Below are 21,154 nucleotides of genomic sequence, written 5' to 3'. Positions count from 1 at the left end.
ATGGAAAACGTAGTCATAGTTGATGCAGTCCGCACGCCGATGGGTCGTTCGAAAGGCGGCGCATTCCGCCACGTCAGGGCTGAAGATTTATCCGCGCATCTGATGCGTGCCGTACTGGCGCGCAATCCGGCGCTGAATGCCAAAGATATTGATGATATCTACTGGGGCTGCGTTCAGCAGACGCTGGAGCAGGGCTTCAACATTGCGCGCAACGCGGCCTTGCTGGCGGAGATCCCTCACAGCGTACCGGCTACCACCGTGAACCGTCTGTGCGGCTCGTCGATGCAGGCACTGCATGACGCGGCACGCGCCATTATGGTCGGTGATGCACAGGTCAGTTTGATTGGTGGCGTGGAACATATGGGCCACGTGCCGATGAATCACGGCGTGGATTTTCATCCAGGCCTGAGCAAAACCGTGGCGAAAGCAGCGGGAATGATGGGGCTGACCGCCGAAATGCTGGCGAAAATGCACCACATCAGCCGTGAAATGCAGGATGAATTCGCTGCGCGTTCGCACCAGCGGGCTCATGCCGCGACGCTTGCCGGTCACTTTGCTAAAGAAATTGTCCCGACCGAAGGCCACAACGCAGAAGGCGTACTGACCCGTTATGATTTTGACGAAGTCATCCGCCCGGAAACCACGGTCGCGACGCTGTCCGCGCTGCGTCCGGCATTCGACCCGGTTAACGGCACCGTTACCGCAGGGACCTCATCGGCACTCTCCGACGGCGCTTCGGCAATGCTGCTGATGAGCGAATCCCACGCGAAATCACTCGGCCTGAAAGCCCGCGCACGGATTCGTGCGATGGCGGTGGTCGGCTGCGATCCGTCGATTATGGGTTACGGCCCGGTTCCTGCCACGCGACTGGCGCTTAAACGCGCCGGGCTAAGCGTTGAGGATATCGGCCTGTTCGAACTCAATGAAGCGTTTGCCGCTCAGGCTCTGCCGTGCGTGAAAGATTTGGGTTTGCTGGAAACCATGGAAGAGCGCGTTAATCTCAACGGCGGCGCAATTGCCCTGGGACATCCGCTGGGATGTTCGGGTTCACGTATTTCCACAACCCTGCTGAACCTGATGGAAGGCCGCGATGTGCAGTTTGGTGTCGCCACCATGTGTATCGGTTTAGGTCAGGGTATCGCGACCGTGTTTGAACGCATCTGATTTTCCGTCATCTGCAAAAAGAAAAAGCGGGCATCTCAGCCCGCTTTTGATACATCTCATCTCATCCGTTTTAGTTGCCGTTTTCCCGCCTGTCAGGGGCGGGCTTTTTCACGACTTGCGACGCACTGCTCAAATCAAATGAAAGAGAATGCGTCACCAAATAAACGGTCTTCCAGTGCGCCGCGCTCTGAAACAAAACGCTCACGGGCAATCTTCGCCATCTCAAAACGTCCGGCGATATAAATATCGTGTTCCGCCAGAGAGGAAAAATCCTGCAATACCGCACTCAGTACGGTACCGCTTCTGCCCTGCCAGCCGTCTTCAGGCTGTTCCACCACCGGGATCACTTTCAGATTCGGGTGATGAATGCTCAGCGCTTCCAGCTCACCCAGATCATAAAGGTGCTTAAGCTCGCGCCCACCCCAGTAGATCGAAATGTCGCGATGAGGCTGCTGCTCCAGTGCGGTGATCAGAATCGAACGCACGTAGGAGAAACCGGTACCGCCTGCGATAAGCACCAGCGGACGCTGGCCTTCTTCGCGCAGCCATGCGTCGCCGTGAGGAATATCCACGGTAATCGACTGCTCTTTCAGAATGCGATCCATCACTGCCATCGCGTACAGGTTCAGCTCGGACGCGCCAATGTGCAACTCGATCACGTTGTGTTCCGCAGGCGTCGAGGCCAGTGAGAACGGACGCTTATCGCGCTCGTCCATCACAACCATCAGATACTGACCCGCGCGGAACGAGAAAGGCGCTTCCGGTAAAAGCCGGACCCGATACACAGTATCGGTAATCGCCTCTACCGAGGTCACTTTACAGCTCAATGTTGTCATGCGTTCCCTCTGTGGGTCATCAAAGCAAAGCGTAGGACCAGGCGTCGATTAATTCTTCGCATCGTCTTTATCATTAAGAATAGCGAGCTCATCCCAGATGGCGTCGATACGGGCGGTGACGGCAGGATCCTTCACAATCGGACGCCCCCACTCACGCTGCGTTTCACCCGGCCATTTGTTGGTCGCGTCCATCCCCATTTTCGAACCAAGGCCCGAGACCGGAGAGGCAAAGTCGAGATAATCAATTGGCGTATTTTCTACCAGCACCGTATCCCTGGCAGGATCCATGCGGGTGGTAATCGCCCAAATCACGTCGTTCCAGTCACGGGCATTCACATCGTCATCACACACAATCACAAACTTGGTGTACATGAACTGACGCAGGAATGACCAGACTCCCATCATCACGCGCTTCGCATGACCGGGATATTGTTTCTTCATGGTAACGACAGCCATACGGTAGGAGCAACCCTCCGGTGGCAGATAAAAATCAACAATTTCCGGGAATTGTTTCTTCAGGATCGGCACAAAGACTTCATTCAGCGCCACGCCCAGTATCGCCGGCTCATCCGGCGGACGGCCGGTGTAGGTCGAATGATAAATAGGATCTTTACGCTGCGTCATGTGCGTAATCGTGAAGACCGGGAAGCTGTCCACTTCATTATAGTAGCCTGTGTGGTCGCCATAAGGCCCTTCCGGCGCCATTTCACCCGGTTCGATATACCCTTCAAGCACAATTTCTGCGCTGGCGGGCACTTCGAGATCGTTGGAAATACACTTCACCACTTCGGTTTTATTGCCACGCAGCAAACCGGCAAACGCGTATTCAGACAGCGAATCCGGCACCGGCGTTACCGCCCCCAGAATGGTTGCCGGATCGGCACCCAGCGCCACGGCAACGGGGAAACGCTTCCCCGGATGCTTCTGGCACCACTCCTGGAAATCCAGCGCACCGCCGCGATGAGACAACCAGCGCATGATGACTTTATTTTTACCCAGAACCTGCTGGCGATAAATGCCCAGATTCTGACGTGGCTTGTCGGGGCCACGAGTGACGGTCAGGCCCCAGGTGATCAGCGGCGCGGCATCTTCCGGCCAGCACTGCATCACCGGAATACGGGTGATATCCACCTCGTCGCCCTCCCAGATTTCCTGCTGACAAGGTGCAGAATGCAGCACTTTGGTCGGCATATTCAGCACCTGCTTAAACTTCGGTGCTTTGTCGTACAAATCGCGCAAACCGCGCGGCGGCTCAGGTTCTTTCAGAAACGCCAGCAGTTCACCGACTTCACGTAACGCACTGACGTCTTCCTTGCCCATGCCCATCGCCACACGTTCAGGTGTGCCGAATAAATTACATAGCACCGGCATGTCATAACCCTTTGGATTTTCGAACAACAGTGCCGGGCCGCCCGCACGCAGGGTACGGTCAGCAATTTCGGTCATTTCCAAATAAGGATCGACAGACTGGGTAATGCGTTTCAGTTGGCCTCTCTTTTCAAGTAACGAGAGGAAGTCACGTAAATCACGGTATTTCATGCTGATTCTGAGTCGCCGGGTTGAAGGAAAGCATTATAGAGCCTCTCCTAAGTTGTTGCTGCTTTTTTGTTACCAGCTGGTAAACACCAATAATGAAAAGGCAGTGTAACCGTCAGAAGCCGAGGCTGTTGGTCTGACGGTGCGCAAATCGCGTTTCGTTCAGCGGATCACCGGCAGTTAAAAGGAACCAGCCCGCTCAACGCCTGCGTGTCCTGATATTCCTGAATATCCTGACCATGACGGAAGACTTTAAAGCCTTGATCTTTAGCGCTGAAGTAACTCAGCTCATTACCCGACACTTGCAGCAAACTGCCTTCGCGCAGCGCAATCACTGACTCAGACGGGTTCACCGCACAGAATTCGGCAATACGCTCGTCACGGGTTTCCCCCATATGGCCGCTTAAGTGTGCGTCGATGTAATGCGGATTGATTTGCACTGGGAACAGACCAAGAGACGGCAGCACCACGGAGTTACGCACAGGCATATCATTAGTGGTACGAATACTTGGCGTTGCGACGTTACAACCTGCGCTCCAGCCGATATAAGGGACATTGCGTTCACGCACGGCGCGCTGAATGGGAACAATCAGGCTGTTTTCGTGCAATAGCTGATTGAGCATCCAGGTATTGCCGCCGCTAATCAAAATACATTGCGCGCTGGCAATGGCATCTGCCGGGTTATCAGCGTGATGAATACTGGTGACTTCGATACCCAGCGCTTCAGAAAGCGCCATCGCGCGTTCGTCGTAATCACTGCGGATCAACGCGTAAGGGATAAGGACGGCGGAGGTGATCGCGCGGGATTTTAGCACCGCCTGAATACGCTCTTTCGCATAACCCAGTAATTCTGATTCACCGGAAAGCTTACCGTTGCTCAGTAAGAACAGCTCCATGACGCTTCTCCTGACTGTAATAAGATGAAGATAAGGGGATAAGTGTGCACTTTTCTTCGATAATAAAAGATAACCGGCCGACAATCAGCAAACGTCTGCACTGATTCTCACTGCCTGTATATCAGGGGCGGCTTTTGCTATGCTGCCAGAATCAACGCTTTAATGTGGGAAACTATGGAATCCTGGTACTTACTCTATTGCAAACGCGGTCAGCTGCTCCGCGCCAAAGAACACCTTGAGCGCCAGCAGGTTAATTGCCTGACGCCAATGATCACCCTGGAAAAAATGGTGCGCGGACGCCGTTCTTCCGTCAGCGAACCCATGTTCCCGAATTACATGTTCATTGAGTTTGACCCGGAACGGATACATACCACGACGATCAGCGCCACACGTGGCGTCAGCCATTTTATCCGCTTCGGACCCAAACTGGCGACGGTTCAACCCGACGTGATAAAACAGCTGATGGAACCGCCAACCATAGAACTTCGCGATCCTGAAACGCCGTATGAAGGCGACGTGGTGATGATCACCGAAGGCGTGTTCGAAGGCCTCGAGGCTATCTACACCGAACCTGACGGCGAAGCCCGTTCGCTGCTGATGCTCAACCTCATCAATCAGCCCGTGCGGCAGAGCATCGATAACACGCATTTCCAGAAAATCTGAGTGGCCTTTCCTGGCTGTGCTCTATGAATTGAAAAAGCACCGTTATCCGGTGCTTTTTCAATTCAGGCAATTATCATTTCGCGCACTTAACGCGCAGACAGAGCGAACATCTTACGTGCATTATCGTCAGTGATATCAGCCAGCCACTGCGGATCTTCTCCACGCCACAATGCGACCTGATTCACAATGTGCGGCAAAAATGCCGGTTCATTGCGCCGGTTCTTCGGCTTGTTTTCCATATCGCGCGGCAACAAATACGGTGCATCCGTTTCCAGCATTAACCGCTCTGCCGGGATCAGCGGCAACATCTCACGCAGTTCCAGCCCGCGACGTTCATCGCAAACCCATCCGGTAATCCCGATTGACAGGCCAAGAGACAGATACAGCTCAAGCTCATGCTGCGTGCCGGTAAAACAGTGAACGACGCCGCCTGGTAATTTCGACAACCAGGGTTCCAGCAGCGCAGCAAAACGCTCGCCAGCATCGCGACAGTGTAAAAAAACCGGCAACTGCAGCTCTGCTGCCAACCCGAGCTGCGCGGTAAACGCCGCTTCCTGCTGATCAGCGGGGGAAAAATTGCGGTTGAAATCCAGACCACATTCGCCGATAGCGACAACCTGCGGCATGGCAGCCAGCCGGCGGATCGTCAGCTCAACCTCTGCATTCCAGCCACTTGCCTGATGCGGATGCACTCCCGCCGTTGACCAGCAAAAATCAGGATGCTCTGCCGCCATTCTCTGCGCTTCCACACTTTCATGTGCGCAAGTTCCGGTGATCAGCATGCCGCTCAGACCTGCTGCACGGGCTCTTTCCACCACCTGGGGACGATCTTTATCAAACTGATTACTGGTGAGGTTAATACCAATTTCAAACATACGCAGTCCTGAAACAGAAACCGCCCTTCCGGGCGGTTTGATTTCGATTTATCACGTTCTAATTAACACGTCAGAAACGACTGAGAGATTACTCAGCTTCACCCTGATCATTCTCTTTATCTACATCCGCACGACGCCGTCCACCCACATAGAAACGGGCAAAGAATACGCCGATTTCGAACAGCAGATACATCGGGATCGCCAGCAATGTCTGGGAGAACACATCCGGCGGTGTTAATAACATCCCGACCACAAACGCTCCAACCAGCACATACGGACGTTTTTTCTTGAGGTCTTCTGGCGTGGTGACGCCACTCCAGCACAGCAGAACGATTGCAATCGGCACTTCGAAGGAGACGCCAAACGCCATAAACAACGCCATCACGAAATCGAGATAGTTGTTAATGTCTGTTGCAATCTGCACGCCTGCCGGAGCGGTTTTCGCAAAGAAAGCAAACGCCAGCGGGAACACCACGAAGTAGGCAAATGCCACGCCAAGGTAAAACAGTGCGGAACTGGAAAACAGCAGCGGCATCATCAGACGGCGTTCATGCTTGTACAGGGCAGGCGCGACGAACGCCCAGACCTGATACAAAATAAACGGTGCGGAAACAAATACCGAGACAATCATTGTCAGCTTGATAGGCGTAAAGAACGGTGAGGCGACGTCGGTCGCAATCATGCTCGCGCCTAGAGGCATTTGTTCGATCAACGGCGAAGCCACCAGCTGATAGATGTCATTGGCAAAATAAACCAGTGCCAGGAACACCACTAAGATACAAAGAATGGCGTTCAGTAGTCGCTTACGCAGCTCAATCAGATGGCTGATAAGCGGTTGGGTATCTTCAACAGCCATGTTTAGCGCTCGCCCGTCGGTTTAGTGAGTGAAACCGGTTTTTCCGGCGCAGTAGGTTCAACAACGGGTGCTTCAACGGCAACAGGTTTGGTCACAGGTGCCGTGGCCACCGAAGGTTCAGTGATGACAGGTTCTGCGGTGGCTGCCAGCATCTCGGCCTGTGCAGCAGCGGCATGGGCCGTCCTGTTCGAAGCCAGTGCAGCATCAACCGCACTTTGCGGTGCCGCAACCGGCGCGGAGGCTACATTATCCGCCGTAGCCGGGGAGATGCCCGCATCGTGATGCGCTTCTGCATCATCTATCACAGGATTGTGGATGGTATTACCTTCCGCTTTCGCCTCTTCCATTGCTTTGTCAGCAGGATTCAGCCCTGAATTGATAGATTGCTTCATGGATTCTGCTGCTTCTTTCAGCTCGTCCATCGACGCTTTGATTTCCGGCGTTAAATTCTTCAGACCCGCTTCTTCGGCTTTCTTCAGGCTATCTTGCAGCTCCTGAAGTTTCAGCTCCTGCGACAGCTCGCTCTGTACCGAAGCAGCCATAGCGCGAAGCGTACGGATCCAGCCTGCTACTGTTCTGACTGCTACAGGTAAACGCTCCGGCCCGAGGACAACCAGGCCAATCACCAATACCAGCAGCAGTTCACTAAATCCAATATCGAACACGGCTTATACCTGCTCTTTGTTTTGGCTCTTGGTATCTTCTGCTTTAGCGTCTGGCTTGCCTTCAATAGACTTGGCAGCGAAATCAGCATCAGTTGGCGTTATGTCAGCGTCTTTGTTTGTTTTTGACTGGCTATCATCATCACTCATGGCCTTTTTGAAGCCTTTGATGGAAGCACCCAGATCAGCACCCAGACCACGCAGTTTCTTCGTACCAAACAGCAACACGACAAGCACCACGAGAATCAGGATCTTAGTAATACTAATACCACCCATTATTTTCACCTCAAATAGGAAGGAACGACATTCATTGCCGTTGGAAAACGGCATTCAATTTAAAACGATTCGATTTTAACAGTGTGTTAACTGGCGCGCTTCCAGCCGATCAGCCAGGAAACGACACCCGCCGTTATCAGACACGCCGGATAAACCTCGACGTTGCCTAACAACAATAGAGTTCCACTTAATAACAGTGTCGCCCCTATACCCAAAAGATAACGAGATTGACCCTGACGGGAACTCTGGTTGTGCATCTGGGATGAAAGCTTTTCGATGTTGTACTGCAACAGTTTGTGTTGTTGCAGACTCTGGTAAACCAGATCGGGTAATTCAGGCAGTTTCTCAACCCAGAATGGGGCACGCTCTTTTAATGCACGGATCATGGCAGGCAGACCCACCTGATCGCGAACCCAGCTTTCCAGGAAAGGTTTTGCCGTGGTCCACAAATCCAGTTGCGGATACAGCTGACGCCCCAGACCTTCGACGTACAACAGCGTTTTTTGCAGTAATACCAGCTGAGGCTGGACTTCCATATTAAAGCGGCGCGCAGTATTAAACAGATTTAACAACACGTTACCGAAGGAAATCTCGGCCAGAGGCTTTTCAAAAATCGGTTCGCACACGGTCCGGATAGCAAATTCAAAATCTTCAACATTGGTATCGCGCGGAACCCAACCGGAGTCGACGTGCAGTTCAGCCACTTTACGATAATCGCGGTTGAAGAAAGCGATGAAATTTTCAGCCAGATAGCGCTTATCTTCTTTGTTCAGTGAACCAACTATGCCGCAATCGATGCCTATGTAGCAAGGATCTTCAGGCGTTTCGTAGCTGACGAAAATATTACCGGGGTGCATGTCGGCATGGAAGAAACTGTCGCGGAAAACCTGCGTGAAAAAGACCTGAACACCACGCTCAGCCAGCAGCTTCATGTTGGTGCCCTGCTTTTGCAGCGCTTCAACATCGGAAACCGGGATGCCGTAAATCCGTTCCATCACCATCAGGCGCTCGCTGCAGTAGTCCGGATACACTTCCGGCACATACAGCATCGGGCTGCCTTCAAAATTGCGACGCAACTGGATAGCATTTGCCGCTTCGCGCAGCAAATTCAGCTCATCAAGCAACGTTTTTTCATATTCACGAACCACTTCACGCGGGCGCAGACGGCGGCCATCAGGCAACAAGATCGGCACCCAACCGGCAAGGCGCGACATCAGACGGATATCAGCTTTGATGGTCGGTAAGATGTCAGGGCGGATCACCTTGAGTACTACAGGCTTACCGTTCTCTTTCAGAACCGCCGTATGCACCTGGGCGATAGAGGCGGAAGCCAGCGGCGTCTGGTCGAATTCATCAAACCAGTTTTCCAGCGGGCCACCCAAGGCGGTATCTATTTGCTGACGTGCCAGTGCGCCATCAAAAGGCGGAACGTGATCCTGAAGCAGGGCCAGTTGGTCGGCAATGTGTGGCGGGAAGAGATCGCGGCGCGTAGACATCATCTGCCCGAACTTTATCCATACCGGACCGAGTTCTTCCAGCGCGAGTCGCATGCGCTCACCCAACGGCTTTTCTTTATGACCATGTGGCAACCAGAAAAACAGATAACGGCCCATGCGCAATGGCAGCGTTAAACGGATTTTAGGGATTAGCTCGTCAAGGCCGTAGATAAGAAACATGCGGATAATCAGGTATAAACGTCGCATTTCCCTTGGCGTCACGGTTTGCCCTCCAGTTTTTCGAGGCGTTTATCAAGAGCATCCAGTTCCCGCACCAGTGCGGAGACTTCATCGCTAAACCACACCACCTCCAGCGGACCAGGAGCCATCTTCCACTCTTCGGTCAGCGTTTGCGCCACGTAGTTTTGCTGATGTTTCAGCCCTTTTTGCAAGAAACGGAAACCGCCCTGCACTGCCTGGCTTAACCCTTGGGCTGCGATATCGCCGACATAGGGTGCCAGCAATTCGGCTGGCTCCCACTCGGCCATATCCAGCAGCGCAACCAACTGCTGAACCACAGAAATATCGCCGTCGACCACCAGCTCACCGCTGCGCATGAGCGGTGATAACTTCTGACGATCGCGCAGCTTATGCAGAACGGAGAGTTTTGACGTAACGGTACAATCTGCCACGCCATCCCATTGTCCGAGGACATCAATTTTCTGCTCGCTGAAGACAAACGTCAGCGGAGCGCTCAGTTCCTGCAACTCGACGCGCAGAACTTTACCAGCCAGACGCGTACGCGCCGCCTTCATGCTGCGATCTCTGAAAAGCAGGTAATTAAGCGGCGTCTCGATGGCGGCAGTCAGTAGCGGCGTTAACAACATCGGCATACTCATATCAGAATTTGAAACCCCGATGCAGTGCAACGATGCCACCGGTCAGATTGTGATAAATCACATTCTCAAAACCGGCATCGCCCATCATGCCTTTCAGCGTTTCCTGATCCGGATGCATACGGATGGATTCAGCCAGATAGCGATAGCTTTCAGCATCTTGCGCAACCAGCTCGCCAATACGCGGCAAAATATGGAAGGAATAGGTATCGTACGCTTTGCTGAGCGGTTTCAACTGCGGCTTGGAGAACTCCAGCACCAGCAAACGGCCACCCGGCTTAAGCACACGGTACATAGAGCGCAGCGCTTTTTCTTTTTCAGTAACGTTACGCAGCCCGAAAGAAATAGTGATGCAGTCAAAGTAATTATCCGGGAAAGGCAGCGCTTCGGCGTTGGCCTGAACGTAGCTGACATTACCCACAATGCCGAGGTTCCGCAGTTTTTCACGCCCCATTTTCAGCATGGAGTCGTTGATATCCGCCAGAACGACTTCGCCAGTCTCGCCGACCAGTCTGGAGAATTTTGCGGTCAAATCACCGGTACCGCCAGCCAGATCCAGCACACGCTGACCACGGCGAACACCGCTGCAATCAATGGTGAAACGTTTCCAGATACGATGAATACCGAAAGACATCAGGTCATTCATCAGGTCATATTTTGCCGCCACGGAATGGAAGACATCTGCCACCATCCCCTGTTTGTCATCTTTAGCTACCGTGCGAAAACCAAAATGCGTAGTTTCCTGCGTCTGCTTTTCCATTTTATATGCCTGCTTTTTCAGTCAAACTCTTGGGGAGAAGTGTATCAGAACCCGTTAGAAAGCCCCATCACCGATGCTGATTCAACATGTTGCAAAGATTCATCGGTTGAATCATAAAATCTGTGAAAACAGGGTGCCGCTAGCCTATCGTCATCATTCGTTCGGGTTCAACGTCGGTTCTTCTTCCGCATCAGAGGTGTCGGGTAGAGATGCGGTATATTCAGGTTCGTTTTCCGCTTTTGCCATCTCGGCCAGAGATGGGCTGATCGGCCGTTTAACTTCAACGCCCAGCGCGCGGAAACTTTCTACCTGCCCAATGAGATTACCACGCCCTTGCGAGAGTTTATTCATTGCGGAACGATAACTTCCCTGCGCTTTATCCAGACTTTGACCCATCGACTCCATATCGTCGACGAACAGACGCAGTTTGTCATACAGGCGGGCGGCGCGATCGGCAATACGTTTGGCATTCTGACTCTGATGCTCATAGCGCCACAAGTTGCTGATGGTACGTAATGCGACCAGCAGAGTCGTCGGGCTGACCAGCATAATATTGTGACGGAGCGCTTCGCTGATCAATTCGGGTTCACGGTCGATGGCCAATAGAAAAGCAGGCTCAACGGGAATAAACATCAGCACATAATCGAGGCTGCGAAGACCCGGAAGCTGCTGATAATCTTTGCGCCCCAGCAAGCGAATATGCCCGCGCACCGACGCGATATGTTCGCTGAGCGCCAGCTCACGCTCGCTGTCGTCTTCACTGTTGAAGTAACGTTCGTAGGCCACCAGCGTCATTTTCGCGTCGATCACCACGTCTTTATTCTGCGGCAGACGTACCACCACGTCCGGCTGCATCCGGCTGTTACTGTCCACCTGAACGCTAACCTGCGTCTGGTATTCGTATCCCTCACGCAGACCGGAGGCTTCCAGCACACGGCTCAGCACCACCTCGCCCCAGTTTCCCTGCGTCTTATTATCACCTTTCAGCGCTTTGGTGAGGTTGACGGCTTCACGCGCCATTTCAACATTAAGCTGCTGCAGATTGCGGATCTCGTGCGCCAGCGTATGTCGCTCACGTGCCTCCTGCCCGAAGCTGTCCTGCACCTGACGACGGAAACCATCCAGTTGCTCGCGGAGCGGCAACAATAGTTTATCGAGGCTTTGTTTGTTCTGTTCGTCGGCGCGACGGCCGTTTTGTTCGAAGATCCGGTTCGCGAGATTTTCAAACTGGCTGCTCAGACGCTGTTCGCTGTTGATCAGCAGCCGCTGCTTATCTTCGGCGGCCATACGTGTTTCATCCAGACGGGTCGACACCTCGCGTAACTCGGCTTCCTGTGCGCTGTTGATTTCACGTTGCGCTCGCAGCTCCTGATTAAGCTGTTCACATTCGTTTTGCCAATGCGTCAGCAGTTGCAGTTTTTCCTGGCTGGCCGCCTGCATGCTGTGAAGCTTCCGTAACTCCAGTTCAGCTTCACGGATTTGCTGCAACGAGGCCTGCCGTTCGCCTTTCAGCGCGTCATTTTCGCCCTTCAGCTGCTCAAGAGATTGCTCAAGCAAACGGCGCTGAGTCTCGAACTCAGTCTGCTGTTGCTGCTGCCGTAAACTGGCCACCAGCCAGCCTACTAACAAGCCGATTAACCCCGCGCCAAGGGCCGTCAGAATGCTGATATCCACGCGTTTTCCTTCTTAAAGTCATCTGCGGTCACGGTAATAGCAGGCTGTATGGATGTCCAGTCTATTTTCTGTTGCATTAGGGCTTTGCGGGATGTCTTCCAAAAAGAAATTTCCCTGCGCTTTCCCCCTTGCGGCAGTCATTCACAGAGAGCAGGATTTAAAACCAGCGGCTGAGCCATTGAATGCCAAAGGCGCCGGGCGCCAGAATACCGAAGGCCCAGATCAGCGCGGAAGTGATATTGGCAATCTGGAAGTACTTTTGCGGCATACCACAGATACCCGCGACTAACGGGACGACAGCACGAAGCGGGCCAAAGAAGCGACCAATAAACGCGCCCGGCATGCCCCATTTATCAAAAAAAGCGTGACCACGTACAAGCATTTGCGGATGACGGGAGAACGGCCAGAAGTTGCCGACACGATCCTGATAATGGGAACCGACCCAGTACGACAGCCAGTCGCCCAGGAACGCACCGGCCGCTGCCGCTGCCCAAATGGGCCAGAAAGGGATACCGGTTTCGCCAATCAGCGCGCCGAGCCCGAGCAAAATAAAAGTCGCGGGAAGGAGCAGCGAAAGAAAGGCCAGTGATTCACCGAATGCCAGAAAGAAAACGATGGGCGCAGCCCACACCTGATGTGCGCGAATAAACGTGGTGGTGTAATCCAGAATCTCGTTAACAGTCAAAAATGCAGTTCCTTGTTTCATGGAATCGGAGGCGTAATGAAAGGGATTATTCCAGACTCACTACAAACCTGACCTTAACAGATCCTTTGAAATGGACAAAAAAATGGGCCGCCGGAGGCAGCCCATAGATGTGATGTGTTGTTCTGATTTTGTAAAAATTAAATCAGGCGGCGTGCGGCTTCGACGACAATCTTCACTGCATGGCTTTCGGTCTTTTTCATGGTTTCCGCGTTAGGAATTTCCTGCTGCGTGCGGTTCACAATGACACCGGCAACCATACCTGCACGCAGACCCTGACTTGCGCACATGGTCAGCAAGGTGGCAGATTCCATTTCGTAGTTCATCACGCCCATTTCCTGCCACTCTTTCATCGATTCTTTGAAACGACGAACAACACGGCCGGAGTAAGTATCATAACGCTCCTGACCCGGATAGAAGGTGTCGGAAGAGGCAGTTACGCCGATATGTGTTTGTGCGCCCACGGCTTCTGCCGCAGCGACCAGCGCTGTAGTACAGGCGAAATCGGCCACTGCCGGGAATTCCATCGGTGCAAAGTGCAGGCTAGCCCCGTCAAGGCGCACAGCTGCGGTCGTCACCAAAACGTCGCCAACGCTGATATGCGGCTGGATGGCACCCGTAGTACCAACGCGCAGGAAGGTGCGGATACCGAGCTGTGCCAGCTCCTCGACTGCGATAGACGTTGACGGGCCACCGATACCGGTTGAGCAGACGATCACAGATTTGCCGTCAAGCTCAGCGCGCCATGATGTAAATTCGCGGTGGGAAGCCAGGCGAACCGGGTTTTCCATCAGTTTGGCAATCTTCTCCACGCGCTCAGGGTCGCCGGGAACAATCGCCAGCGTCGCACCGTTTAAATCTTTTTTGGTCAGGCCAAGGTGGAAAACTTCAGGCTGAGACATAACAAACTCCTCTGTGTGTAAGGTCAATTATTGGCAGGAGGAACACCCGGCAACTGTACTGAACATTGTGACGCTATTTCGTGACGGTCGTCACTATGATGTAACAACAAGAACAACGCATACATTTAATTTGTGATTCTCATCACAAATTATGCCGCTAAAGAGGAAATTTTATACGTGATGCCTCCAGTAGAGACATAAAAAAGCAGACATTGCCCCGTGAGGGGCTCTGTCTGCATGGATATTTGCCGTAAATCAGGCGGGAACGGCGTCAGCTGCAGCGCTGCGTGACCAGATCCGGTGCTTCGCCAAATCTTTCAGGAATGCCTTCAGCAGCGCACCTTCGGCTTTTTCGCCTTCGATAATCCCCTCTTCTTTGACATCATCCTTCAGCCCCAGAAGTGATTTAAAGCGGCGCGCGTCTCCGCTCAGGCCGATAACTTTCAGATGTTTATAGGCTTCAAGAACGAAATGACGTGCATCCCCGCTCATCAGCAACGCATCGATATGTCCGTGCGGCACTATCACAGCATCAACGGTGATTGACGGCGAACCGGCAAACGTCGCGTCAATCGGTAACGTCGAGCCATCATCGGCGGTCACCGTCCCCAGATGGCTGGCCAGTAGTTTAGGATGAACGCCCGCAGCCTGAAGCGCCTGCAAGGTTTCCAGAACATCGGCCGCATGAACGCCGTCGCCCAGCAGCAGCGCAACCTGTCGCCCTTTAATCACCCCTTTACCGCTGGCATACAGGCTGAGCGACGGATCGCTGTCCAGACCATTCACCGGTTTTGGGGGTTTAATTTTCAGCGTGTCTGCTGAAAGCGTCACCCCGACGTTTTTCGCCACCTTCTGTGCCAGAGACTGATCGACACGTGCCAGCAAATCCACCACGCGCTCGCGGATATAAGGCCGGGCAACTTTGGATAATTCAAACGAGAACGCCCCGGCAATGTGATCCTGCTCGGTTGGCGTCTGACTCAGCCAGAACAGGCGGGGTTGCGCATAAAACTCAGCAAACGACTCGCTGCGCTGGCGTACTTTTGCCGCATCAATTCGCTCAGGATAACTTTCGAAACCGCCACCCGATGCGGCCGGAGGCGTTTCTCGCGGCCAGTTATTGTTGATAGAATTCGGCTCGTAGTTTGCCGGATTGGTATCTACATCCTGACGGTGCATACCGTCACGCTGGAAGTTATGGTATGGGCAGGTCGGTCGGTTAATCGGGATTTCGTGGAAATTCGGTCCGCCCAGACGGCTTATCTGCGTATCGGTGTAGGAGAAAAGTCGGCCCTGTAACAACGGATCGTTAGTGAAATCGATGCCCGGCACCACGTGCCCCGGATGGAACGCGACCTGTTCGGTTTCCGCAAAGTAGTTATCAGGGTTACGGTTAAGCACCATCTTGCCGATGAGCTGCACCGGCACCAGTTTTTCCGGGATCAGTTTGGTCGGGTCGAGCAAATCGAAATCAAATTTGAATTCGTCCTCTTCGGGGATCAACTGAACGCCCAGTTCATACTCCGGGTAATCGCCAGCTTCGATGGATTCCCACAGGTCACGGCGGTGAAAATCCGCATCTTTCCCGGCCAGTTTCTGCGCTTCATCCCACAACAGCGAGGCTTTACCCGCCAGCGGTTTCCAGTGAAAACGAACGAAGGTGGATTTTCCTTTGGCATTCACAAAGCGAAATGTGTGGATGCCGAAACCTTCCATCGTGCGGTAACTGCGCGGAATGCCACGGTCAGACATCGCCCAGAACACGTTATGCAAGGTTTCAGGTTGCAGGGAAACGTAATCCCAGAAGGAATCGTGCGCGCTGGCGCCCTGCGGAATTTCATTATGCGGTTCAGGTTTTACGGCATGCACAAAATCCGGGAACTTGTGAGCGTCCTGAATAAAGAAGACCGGCGTGTTGTTACCGACCAAATCGTAAATACCTTCATCGGTATAAAACTTGGTCGCCCAGCCGCGAATATCACGGACGGAATCCGCAGAACCTCGCGAACCCTGCACAGTAGAAAAGCGCACAAACACAGGAGTCTGCTTTTTCGGGTCAGAGAGGAAACTGGCTTTGGTGACAGATTTCATGCTGCGGTAAGGCTGAAAATAGCCGTGGGCCGCAGCACCTCGCGCATGAACGATACGTTCGGGAATACGCTCGTGGTCAAAATGGGTGATTTTCTCGCGCAGAATGAAATCTTCCAGCAGAGTCGGGCCACGGCTTCCGGCTTTCAGCGAGTTTTGATCATCAGAGATTTTCGTCCCCTGATTGGTGGTCAGCGGCTGTTTTTCACCATTTTTACGATGTCGCTCAAGCGCATCGAGCTTGGCGTTAGTATTCTGCGGACTTTTGGCACTGCCGGAGGCGGTTGGCTCTTTTCCGGGCGGCGTCGGTTGCGGCGAAGGCTGATAAGCGCGATCGGTGGGAGCTAAGTCTCCCAGGCCAGGTTGGGTGGATTTAATGCCCGTGGCGGGGGCGCGGCTTACCGGTAGTGACTCACTTTTCTTGGTTTTTTTTGAAGGTAATTTCGACATTGCACAAGACTCCTACTTAAGTTTCGGACGTTCCATGGGTCTTCCGTGACAGTTTTCCTGACTAACTTTTAACTATAGAACATCTCTTGCGCCTTGCTGTTGCCGCTTTCCGGCTATAGTTTTAATCCAAAGCGCAAATTTTCTGTATGGAGACTCCAATGAAAAATGATGAAATCCTCCCCCTGAAACAGGCTCCGACCAGCTTTGCACCGGCCGTGACGCCGGTTGCTGAAACGACAATCCACACGGATACCGACGGCCTGCACGCCGGACAGACCACCATCCCTTCGCAGGGAGAAGATCTGCCCGCCTATCTCGCCCGTCCGGAGCAATTCACCGGTAAATTACCTATCGTTCTGGTGGTGCAGGAGATTTTTGGCGTACACGAACACATTCAGGATGTTTGTCGCCGTCTGGCAAAGCAGGGCTATCTGGCGATCGCCCCCGAACTGTATTTCCGTCAAGGAGATCCGCGCGATTACAATGAAATCAGCGAGTTATTTGCTAATCTGGTCAGTAAAGTGCCGGATCAGCAGGTACTTTCCGATCTTGACCACGCGGCCCACTGGGCGTCGCAGCACGGCGGCGATATCTCAAAATTAGGCATTACGGGTTTCTGCTGGGGTGGGCGGATCACCTGGCTTTATGCGGCGCACAACCCGCAGCTGAAAGCCGGTGTGGCGTGGTATGGCAAACTGGTGGGCGATAAAACGCTGACCAGCCCGTCGAATCCAGTAGACCGCGCTGCCGCTCTTGATGCGCCAGTGCTTGGATTGTACGGCGGGCAGGACTCCAGCATTCCGCAGGAAACGATTGAAACCATGCGTCAGGCCATTCGCGCCGCCAATGCTGATGCGGAAATCGTGGTGTATCCCGAGGCCGGGCACGCATTTAACGCCGATTATCGCCCGAGCTATAACGCGGAAGCCGCAGCCGATGGCTGGAAACGGATGCTGGAATTCTTCGCGCACTACGGTGTGAAATAATCGCGTTAGCAGGCATCATTGGCTGAAACAGAAATGGCCCGACAGATTTCCCTGCCGGGCCATTTACCTGAAATACTTTCATCAAAATAAAATGAAGGATTACAGCGACAGCCGCCCGAACGCGCCCTGCCAGTCTTCTTCAAACTTTTCGACCGCAGCCTGAACCGCAGGCGCACTGATAAACTGCTCCGCCACATCCACCGGCAACGTGATCGACTGACATCCGGCCAGCAGGCACGCCAGCGCCTGACGCGGCGTTTTAAAGCTGGCGGCCAGCACTTTTGCGTGCGGGGCATGCAGCGTCAGTAATTGCTGCAACTCAGTGACCATCGCAATACCGTCTCCACCCTGAGCATCCAGCCTGTTCACATAGGGCGCGACATATTCCGCCCCCGCCAGTGCCGAAAGCAGCCCCTGCCCTGCGCCGTACACCGCAGTGCCCAGCGTCGGGATTTTGCGGGTGCGCAGAATTTTCATCGCTGCCAGCCCTTCGGCAGTGACCGGCACTTTGACGACCAGTCCCGGTACGCGGGAATGCAGCAGTTCCGCCTCTTCAACCATCTGATCAGCCTGGTTGGCCAAAACCTGTGCAAACAGTTTTCCTTCGCCGCCCAGCGCATCGCGCAGTGCCGGTAATACTTCCCATAATGAGGTACGTGCTTTCGCCACAATGCTCGGATTAGTGGTTACGCCCTGCAACGGTAAAATCCGCGAAAAACGTTTAACCTCGCCGATATCAGCAGTATCCAGATAGAGTTCCATACCATCTCCTGTCAGAGTTCAAGCTCTTGTTTCAGCAGCGCTTCAATTTGCACCGCCGTAGTTGACTGCATCAACGCATCGCGGAAACTGTCGTGCATAATCCGGCGCGCCAGCTTTGAGAAAATCCGCATGTGCTGGTCACCCGCGGCGTGTTTGTTAAGTGTCAGCATGATGACAAACTGCGCCTCTTCGTCACCCCATTGCACCGGCTCCTGTAACTTCGCCACGCTAATGGTTGATTGTTCGATGTGTTCAGATTTGGTATGTGGAATGGCGAAACCGAAGCCGAGACCGGTGGAAAACACTGCTTCGCGCGCCCAGACGTCCGCCGCGAGTTTGCGCGGATACCGGCAGCGCCCGGCGAGCATTAAGTTATCGACCATGCCTTTGATGACTTCTTCTTTGCTGCGCCAGTCGGTATTGAGCGCCACGCATTCTGCAGTGATCAGCGGCGCGTCGTTCACGTCCATACGGAACTGTGCCAGCAGGTGTTCAACTTCCAGCGACGTGCGGCACTGCATCGCGCGGTTTAGCAAAAGACGACATTCGCGGCTGTCGAGTTTCGACAGCCGCGCTTTGGTGACTGGAATCGACGGTGCGCTCATGCTGATTTCATCCAGCCCCAGCCCAACCAACAGCGGCAGCACCGAGCCCTTCGCACCCAGTTCACCACACAGCCCTATCCATTTACCGTGACGATGCACTTCACGCACGACATGATCGAGGCCGCGCAGGAACGCCGGATTCAGACTGTTGTAATGGCGGGTCACTTTAGCGTTGTCGCGGTCGACCGCCAGCAGATATTGCGTGAGATCGTTACTACCGATGCTAAAGAAATCAATCTCTTCGCAGCACTGATCGATGATGAACATCACCGACGGTACTTCCAGCATGATCCCCAACTGAATTTTTTCATCGAATGGGATCTGCTCGCTGCGCAGGGACTGTTTGGCTTCTGCCAGACGATCTTTGATCCATAAAATCTCTTCTATCGAGGAGATCATCGGGATCATGATTTTCAGTGTTCCGTGCGCCGATGCCCGCAGGATCGAACGCAGCTGAGTGTGGAACAGCGGTAAGAATTCCTGATAAATACGAACAGCGCGATAACCGAGGAAAGGATTATTCTCAGCGGGAATATTCAGATAATGAACTGGCTTATCTCCACCGATATCCATCGTCCGCACGATAATGGTTTTCCCTTTCGCCGCTTCCGTCGCCTGACAATATATGTTGTACAACTCGTCTTCCGAAGGGGCGCTGACGCGATCCATATACAGCATTTCTGTACGGAAGAGGCCGACCGCTTCGGCGCCGTTACTGAAAGCGGCACTGGCTTCGACTGAATGCGCAATGTTCGCCGCCACTTCCATCCGCACGCCGTCAGCGGTATAGCCTGGTTTGTCGAGATAAACACTCTGCTGCTGGCGCAATGCCTGATGGACGGCCTGCTCCTGACGATAATAACGCCGTACCGGCTCTGTCAGCGCGCAGGCTATCAACCCCAGATCACCATCGATCTGCACGTCCTGACGCAGATATACCTGCAAAGGCTGAGGGTCGACACCCACCAGCGTAGGAATATTGAACGATCGCGCGAGAATAACAGTATGGGACGTACTGCCGCCGCTGCCGAGCAGCAGGCCTTTCAGATACTTTTTATCCAGTTCAAGAAACTGGCTTGGGGTCAGTTCATCCGCCAGACAGATGCTGGTTTCAGTGAGGGTTTGCTGGGAAGCAAATCGCGCTTCGCCGTAGATATGCTGCAACAGCTGGAAACTGACATCACGAATATCCAGTTCCCGTTCACGCAGGTAAGCACTGGACGATTGTGCGAGTTGTGCACTGAAATGCGCGGCGGTTTCCACGATGCTCTGCGCACAGCTTTTTCCTTCCATCACATGGCTTAGCAACGCGTCGCGCAGGCTGTTATCGCGCAGCAAAGAACGATGCGCTTCAAGTACAGCGGTAATGGTGCCGCTGCCCTCCATCAGCTGTAATTCAATAGATTTTTCGAGCTGCGCCAGCCCACCGGAAAGCAAACTTTGTTCTTTATCCTTGCCTTGAGACGCAGGCAAATCGGTAAGTGCCGCCAGATTCACGTTGGAGAGATTAACCAGTTTGCCCAGCGCGCAGCCTTCACTGACGGAACGGGCGCGGTATATCACCGGGGAAAGATGCGCCAGGGATTCGGGGAGAGGCTCACGTTCTGCGGTCGCATTGTGTTCAGGAAGGGCTTCATCACAAAGCGGAAATTGATGCTCGATGAAATGTGCAAGCGCTGCCAGCGCAGCCACTTCGTCCGCACCTTCGACCGTCACATGGCATTCATCGCCAGGCAGAATATCTGCGCCAATCAGTGACAACACACTTTTACCGTCGGCAACGCGGTCAGTACGAGCGTTATGCCATTGAAACGTCGATTTAAACCCGTTGCATAACGATTCAATATGGCTCGCCGGACGGGCATGAACCCCATTAACCAGTACGCAGGTGAAGCTCAACTTCTTGGTCATTTCTGAATCCTCATCCCAGATGCCGGTGATAATTACCGACACTTGCAGAATAGGAGCTCCAGGCTCGCGGTGGCTACCAGACAAAAATGACAAACACTGGATAAATGTAATGCATACCGTTTTTTGCGAGACAGCTCACACTGTACAGGAGTCGACAAATCTCCCGTTATCACGGGTTATTTGAAGCTGCTCGCATTTTCGATCGAACATTACAAAA

At 53.5% G+C, this 21,154-nt stretch carries 19 protein-coding genes; 3 read left to right on the top strand and 16 right to left on the bottom strand.

Annotated features, from left to right (window positions below):
• Positions 1–1,164, top strand: coding sequence for an acetyl-CoA C-acyltransferase FadA (gene fadA / locus ACMHLI_RS20930; protein WP_413531143.1), 1,164 nt, complete (start codon positions 1–3; stop codon positions 1,162–1,164).
• A gap of 134 nt (positions 1,165–1,298) precedes the next feature.
• Here fadA and fre read toward each other — a convergent pair whose 3' ends face one another.
• The 3 genes from fre to pepE form a co-directional block, all read right to left on the bottom strand.
• Positions 1,299–2,000: an NAD(P)H-flavin reductase gene (fre, locus tag ACMHLI_RS20925; protein ID WP_413531142.1), complete on the bottom strand. Its 702-nt coding sequence runs from the start codon at positions 1,998–2,000 to the stop codon at positions 1,299–1,301.
• A gap of 48 nt (positions 2,001–2,048) precedes the next feature.
• Positions 2,049–3,539: a 4-hydroxy-3-polyprenylbenzoate decarboxylase gene (ubiD, locus tag ACMHLI_RS20920; protein ID WP_413531141.1), complete on the bottom strand. Its 1,491-nt coding sequence runs from the start codon at positions 3,537–3,539 to the stop codon at positions 2,049–2,051.
• A gap of 167 nt (positions 3,540–3,706) precedes the next feature.
• A complete protein-coding gene (gene pepE / locus ACMHLI_RS20915; RefSeq protein WP_413531140.1) occupies positions 3,707–4,432 on the bottom strand; it encodes a dipeptidase PepE in 726 nt (241 codons plus the stop codon).
• A gap of 174 nt (positions 4,433–4,606) precedes the next feature.
• Between pepE and rfaH the strand changes: the two genes are divergently transcribed.
• Complete coding sequence (gene rfaH / locus ACMHLI_RS20910) at positions 4,607–5,095, top strand: transcription/translation regulatory transformer protein RfaH (protein ID WP_413531139.1); 489 nt, start codon at positions 4,607–4,609, stop codon at positions 5,093–5,095.
• 86 nt (positions 5,096–5,181) lie between these two features.
• On the opposite strand, the gene tatD is transcribed toward rfaH, so the two are convergent.
• From tatD to katE, 11 genes are all read right to left on the bottom strand, one after another.
• Positions 5,182–5,970 carry a 3'-5' ssDNA/RNA exonuclease TatD gene (gene tatD / locus ACMHLI_RS20905; RefSeq protein WP_413531138.1) on the bottom strand — a complete coding sequence of 263 codons (789 nt, stop codon included), beginning with the start codon at positions 5,968–5,970 and terminating at the stop codon, positions 5,182–5,184.
• Positions 5,971–6,058: 88 nt separating this feature from the next.
• A complete protein-coding gene (tatC, locus tag ACMHLI_RS20900) occupies positions 6,059–6,826 on the bottom strand; it encodes a Sec-independent protein translocase subunit TatC (protein ID WP_413531137.1) in 768 nt (255 codons plus the stop codon).
• Positions 6,827–6,828: 2 nt separating this feature from the next.
• Positions 6,829–7,491 (bottom strand): Sec-independent protein translocase protein TatB, encoded by a 663-nt coding sequence (tatB, locus tag ACMHLI_RS20895; protein ID WP_413531136.1) that lies wholly within the window; start codon positions 7,489–7,491, stop codon positions 6,829–6,831.
• Between the two features lie 3 nt (positions 7,492–7,494).
• Positions 7,495–7,764: a twin-arginine translocase subunit TatE gene (gene tatE / locus ACMHLI_RS20890; RefSeq protein ID WP_112168237.1), complete on the bottom strand. Its 270-nt coding sequence runs from the start codon at positions 7,762–7,764 to the stop codon at positions 7,495–7,497.
• Between the two features lie 86 nt (positions 7,765–7,850).
• Positions 7,851–9,482 (bottom strand): ubiquinone biosynthesis regulatory protein kinase UbiB, encoded by a 1,632-nt coding sequence (gene ubiB / locus ACMHLI_RS20885; protein WP_413531135.1) that lies wholly within the window; start codon positions 9,480–9,482, stop codon positions 7,851–7,853.
• Positions 9,479–10,087 (bottom strand): ubiquinone biosynthesis protein UbiJ, encoded by a 609-nt coding sequence (gene ubiJ, locus ACMHLI_RS20880; RefSeq protein ID WP_413531150.1) that lies wholly within the window; start codon positions 10,085–10,087, stop codon positions 9,479–9,481. The genes ubiB and ubiJ overlap by 4 nt, the downstream gene beginning before the upstream one ends.
• 13 nt (positions 10,088–10,100) lie before the next feature.
• Positions 10,101–10,856, bottom strand: coding sequence for a bifunctional demethylmenaquinone methyltransferase/2-methoxy-6-polyprenyl-1,4-benzoquinol methylase UbiE (ubiE, locus tag ACMHLI_RS20875; RefSeq protein WP_112168235.1), 756 nt, complete (start codon positions 10,854–10,856; stop codon positions 10,101–10,103).
• Between the two features lie 153 nt (positions 10,857–11,009).
• On the bottom strand, positions 11,010–12,530 hold the full coding sequence (rmuC, locus tag ACMHLI_RS20870) for a DNA recombination protein RmuC (protein ID WP_413531134.1): 1,521 nt from the start codon (positions 12,528–12,530) through the stop codon (positions 11,010–11,012).
• 157 nt (positions 12,531–12,687) lie between these two features.
• Positions 12,688–13,236, bottom strand: a complete 549-nt coding sequence (locus ACMHLI_RS20865; RefSeq protein ID WP_413531133.1) for a DedA family protein — start codon at positions 13,234–13,236, stop codon at positions 12,688–12,690.
• 137 nt (positions 13,237–13,373) lie between these two features.
• On the bottom strand, positions 13,374–14,135 hold the full coding sequence (udp, locus tag ACMHLI_RS20860) for a uridine phosphorylase (RefSeq protein WP_112165624.1): 762 nt from the start codon (positions 14,133–14,135) through the stop codon (positions 13,374–13,376).
• 255 nt (positions 14,136–14,390) lie between these two features.
• The gene (gene katE / locus ACMHLI_RS20855; RefSeq protein ID WP_413531132.1) at positions 14,391–16,673 is read right to left on the bottom strand and encodes a catalase HPII; all 2,283 of its coding nucleotides are present in this window, start codon (positions 16,671–16,673) and stop codon (positions 14,391–14,393) included.
• A 158-nt stretch (positions 16,674–16,831) separates the two neighbouring features.
• Here katE and ACMHLI_RS20850 point away from each other — a divergent pair, with 158 nt between their 5' ends.
• Entirely contained in the window at positions 16,832–17,659 is an 828-nt protein-coding gene (locus ACMHLI_RS20850; RefSeq protein WP_413531131.1) for a dienelactone hydrolase family protein, read from the top strand.
• A gap of 99 nt (positions 17,660–17,758) precedes the next feature.
• Here the strand turns inward: ACMHLI_RS20850 and fsa are convergent, their stop codons facing one another.
• Positions 17,759–18,421 carry a fructose-6-phosphate aldolase gene (gene fsa, locus ACMHLI_RS20845; RefSeq protein ID WP_413531130.1) on the bottom strand — a complete coding sequence of 221 codons (663 nt, stop codon included), beginning with the start codon at positions 18,419–18,421 and terminating at the stop codon, positions 17,759–17,761.
• An 11-nt stretch (positions 18,422–18,432) separates the two neighbouring features.
• A complete protein-coding gene (gene ptsP, locus ACMHLI_RS20840) occupies positions 18,433–20,937 on the bottom strand; it encodes a phosphoenolpyruvate--protein phosphotransferase (protein WP_413531129.1) in 2,505 nt (834 codons plus the stop codon).
• Positions 20,938–21,154: the final 217 nt, after the last annotated feature.

The sequence above is a fragment of the Rahnella inusitata genome, assembly GCF_965118895.1.
Lineage (GTDB): Bacteria > Pseudomonadota > Gammaproteobacteria > Enterobacterales > Enterobacteriaceae > Rahnella > Rahnella inusitata_A.
This window is presented reverse-complemented; position numbering and strand designations above follow the sequence as displayed.

What these genes read in the sequence shown, in the direction of transcription:
- fadA (WP_413531143.1), top strand. Translation starts at nt 1, where the DNA reads ATGGAAAACGTAGTCATAGTTGATGCAGTCCGCACGCCGATGGGTCGT.
- fre (WP_413531142.1), bottom strand. Translation starts at nt 2,000, where the DNA reads ATGACAACATTGAGCTGTAAAGTGACCTCGGTAGAGGCGATTACCGAT.
- ubiD (WP_413531141.1), bottom strand. Translation starts at nt 3,539, where the DNA reads ATGAAATACCGTGATTTACGTGACTTCCTCTCGTTACTTGAAAAGAGA.
- pepE (WP_413531140.1), bottom strand. Translation starts at nt 4,432, where the DNA reads ATGGAGCTGTTCTTACTGAGCAACGGTAAGCTTTCCGGTGAATCAGAA.
- rfaH (WP_413531139.1), top strand. Translation starts at nt 4,607, where the DNA reads ATGGAATCCTGGTACTTACTCTATTGCAAACGCGGTCAGCTGCTCCGC.
- tatD (WP_413531138.1), bottom strand. Translation starts at nt 5,970, where the DNA reads ATGTTTGAAATTGGTATTAACCTCACCAGTAATCAGTTTGATAAAGAT.
- tatC (WP_413531137.1), bottom strand. Translation starts at nt 6,826, where the DNA reads ATGGCTGTTGAAGATACCCAACCGCTTATCAGCCATCTGATTGAGCTG.
- tatE (WP_112168237.1), bottom strand. Translation starts at nt 7,764, where the DNA reads ATGGGTGGTATTAGTATTACTAAGATCCTGATTCTCGTGGTGCTTGTC.
- ubiJ (WP_413531150.1), bottom strand. Translation starts at nt 10,087, where the DNA reads ATGTTGTTAACGCCGCTACTGACTGCCGCCATCGAGACGCCGCTTAAT.
- ubiE (WP_112168235.1), bottom strand. Translation starts at nt 10,856, where the DNA reads ATGGAAAAGCAGACGCAGGAAACTACGCATTTTGGTTTTCGCACGGTA.
- ACMHLI_RS20865 (WP_413531133.1), bottom strand. Translation starts at nt 13,236, where the DNA reads ATGAAACAAGGAACTGCATTTTTGACTGTTAACGAGATTCTGGATTAC.
- udp (WP_112165624.1), bottom strand. Translation starts at nt 14,135, where the DNA reads ATGTCTCAGCCTGAAGTTTTCCACCTTGGCCTGACCAAAAAAGATTTA.
- katE (WP_413531132.1), bottom strand. Translation starts at nt 16,673, where the DNA reads ATGTCGAAATTACCTTCAAAAAAAACCAAGAAAAGTGAGTCACTACCG.
- ACMHLI_RS20850 (WP_413531131.1), top strand. Translation starts at nt 16,832, where the DNA reads ATGAAAAATGATGAAATCCTCCCCCTGAAACAGGCTCCGACCAGCTTT.
- fsa (WP_413531130.1), bottom strand. Translation starts at nt 18,421, where the DNA reads ATGGAACTCTATCTGGATACTGCTGATATCGGCGAGGTTAAACGTTTT.
- ptsP (WP_413531129.1), bottom strand. Translation starts at nt 20,937, where the DNA reads ATGACCAAGAAGTTGAGCTTCACCTGCGTACTGGTTAATGGGGTTCAT.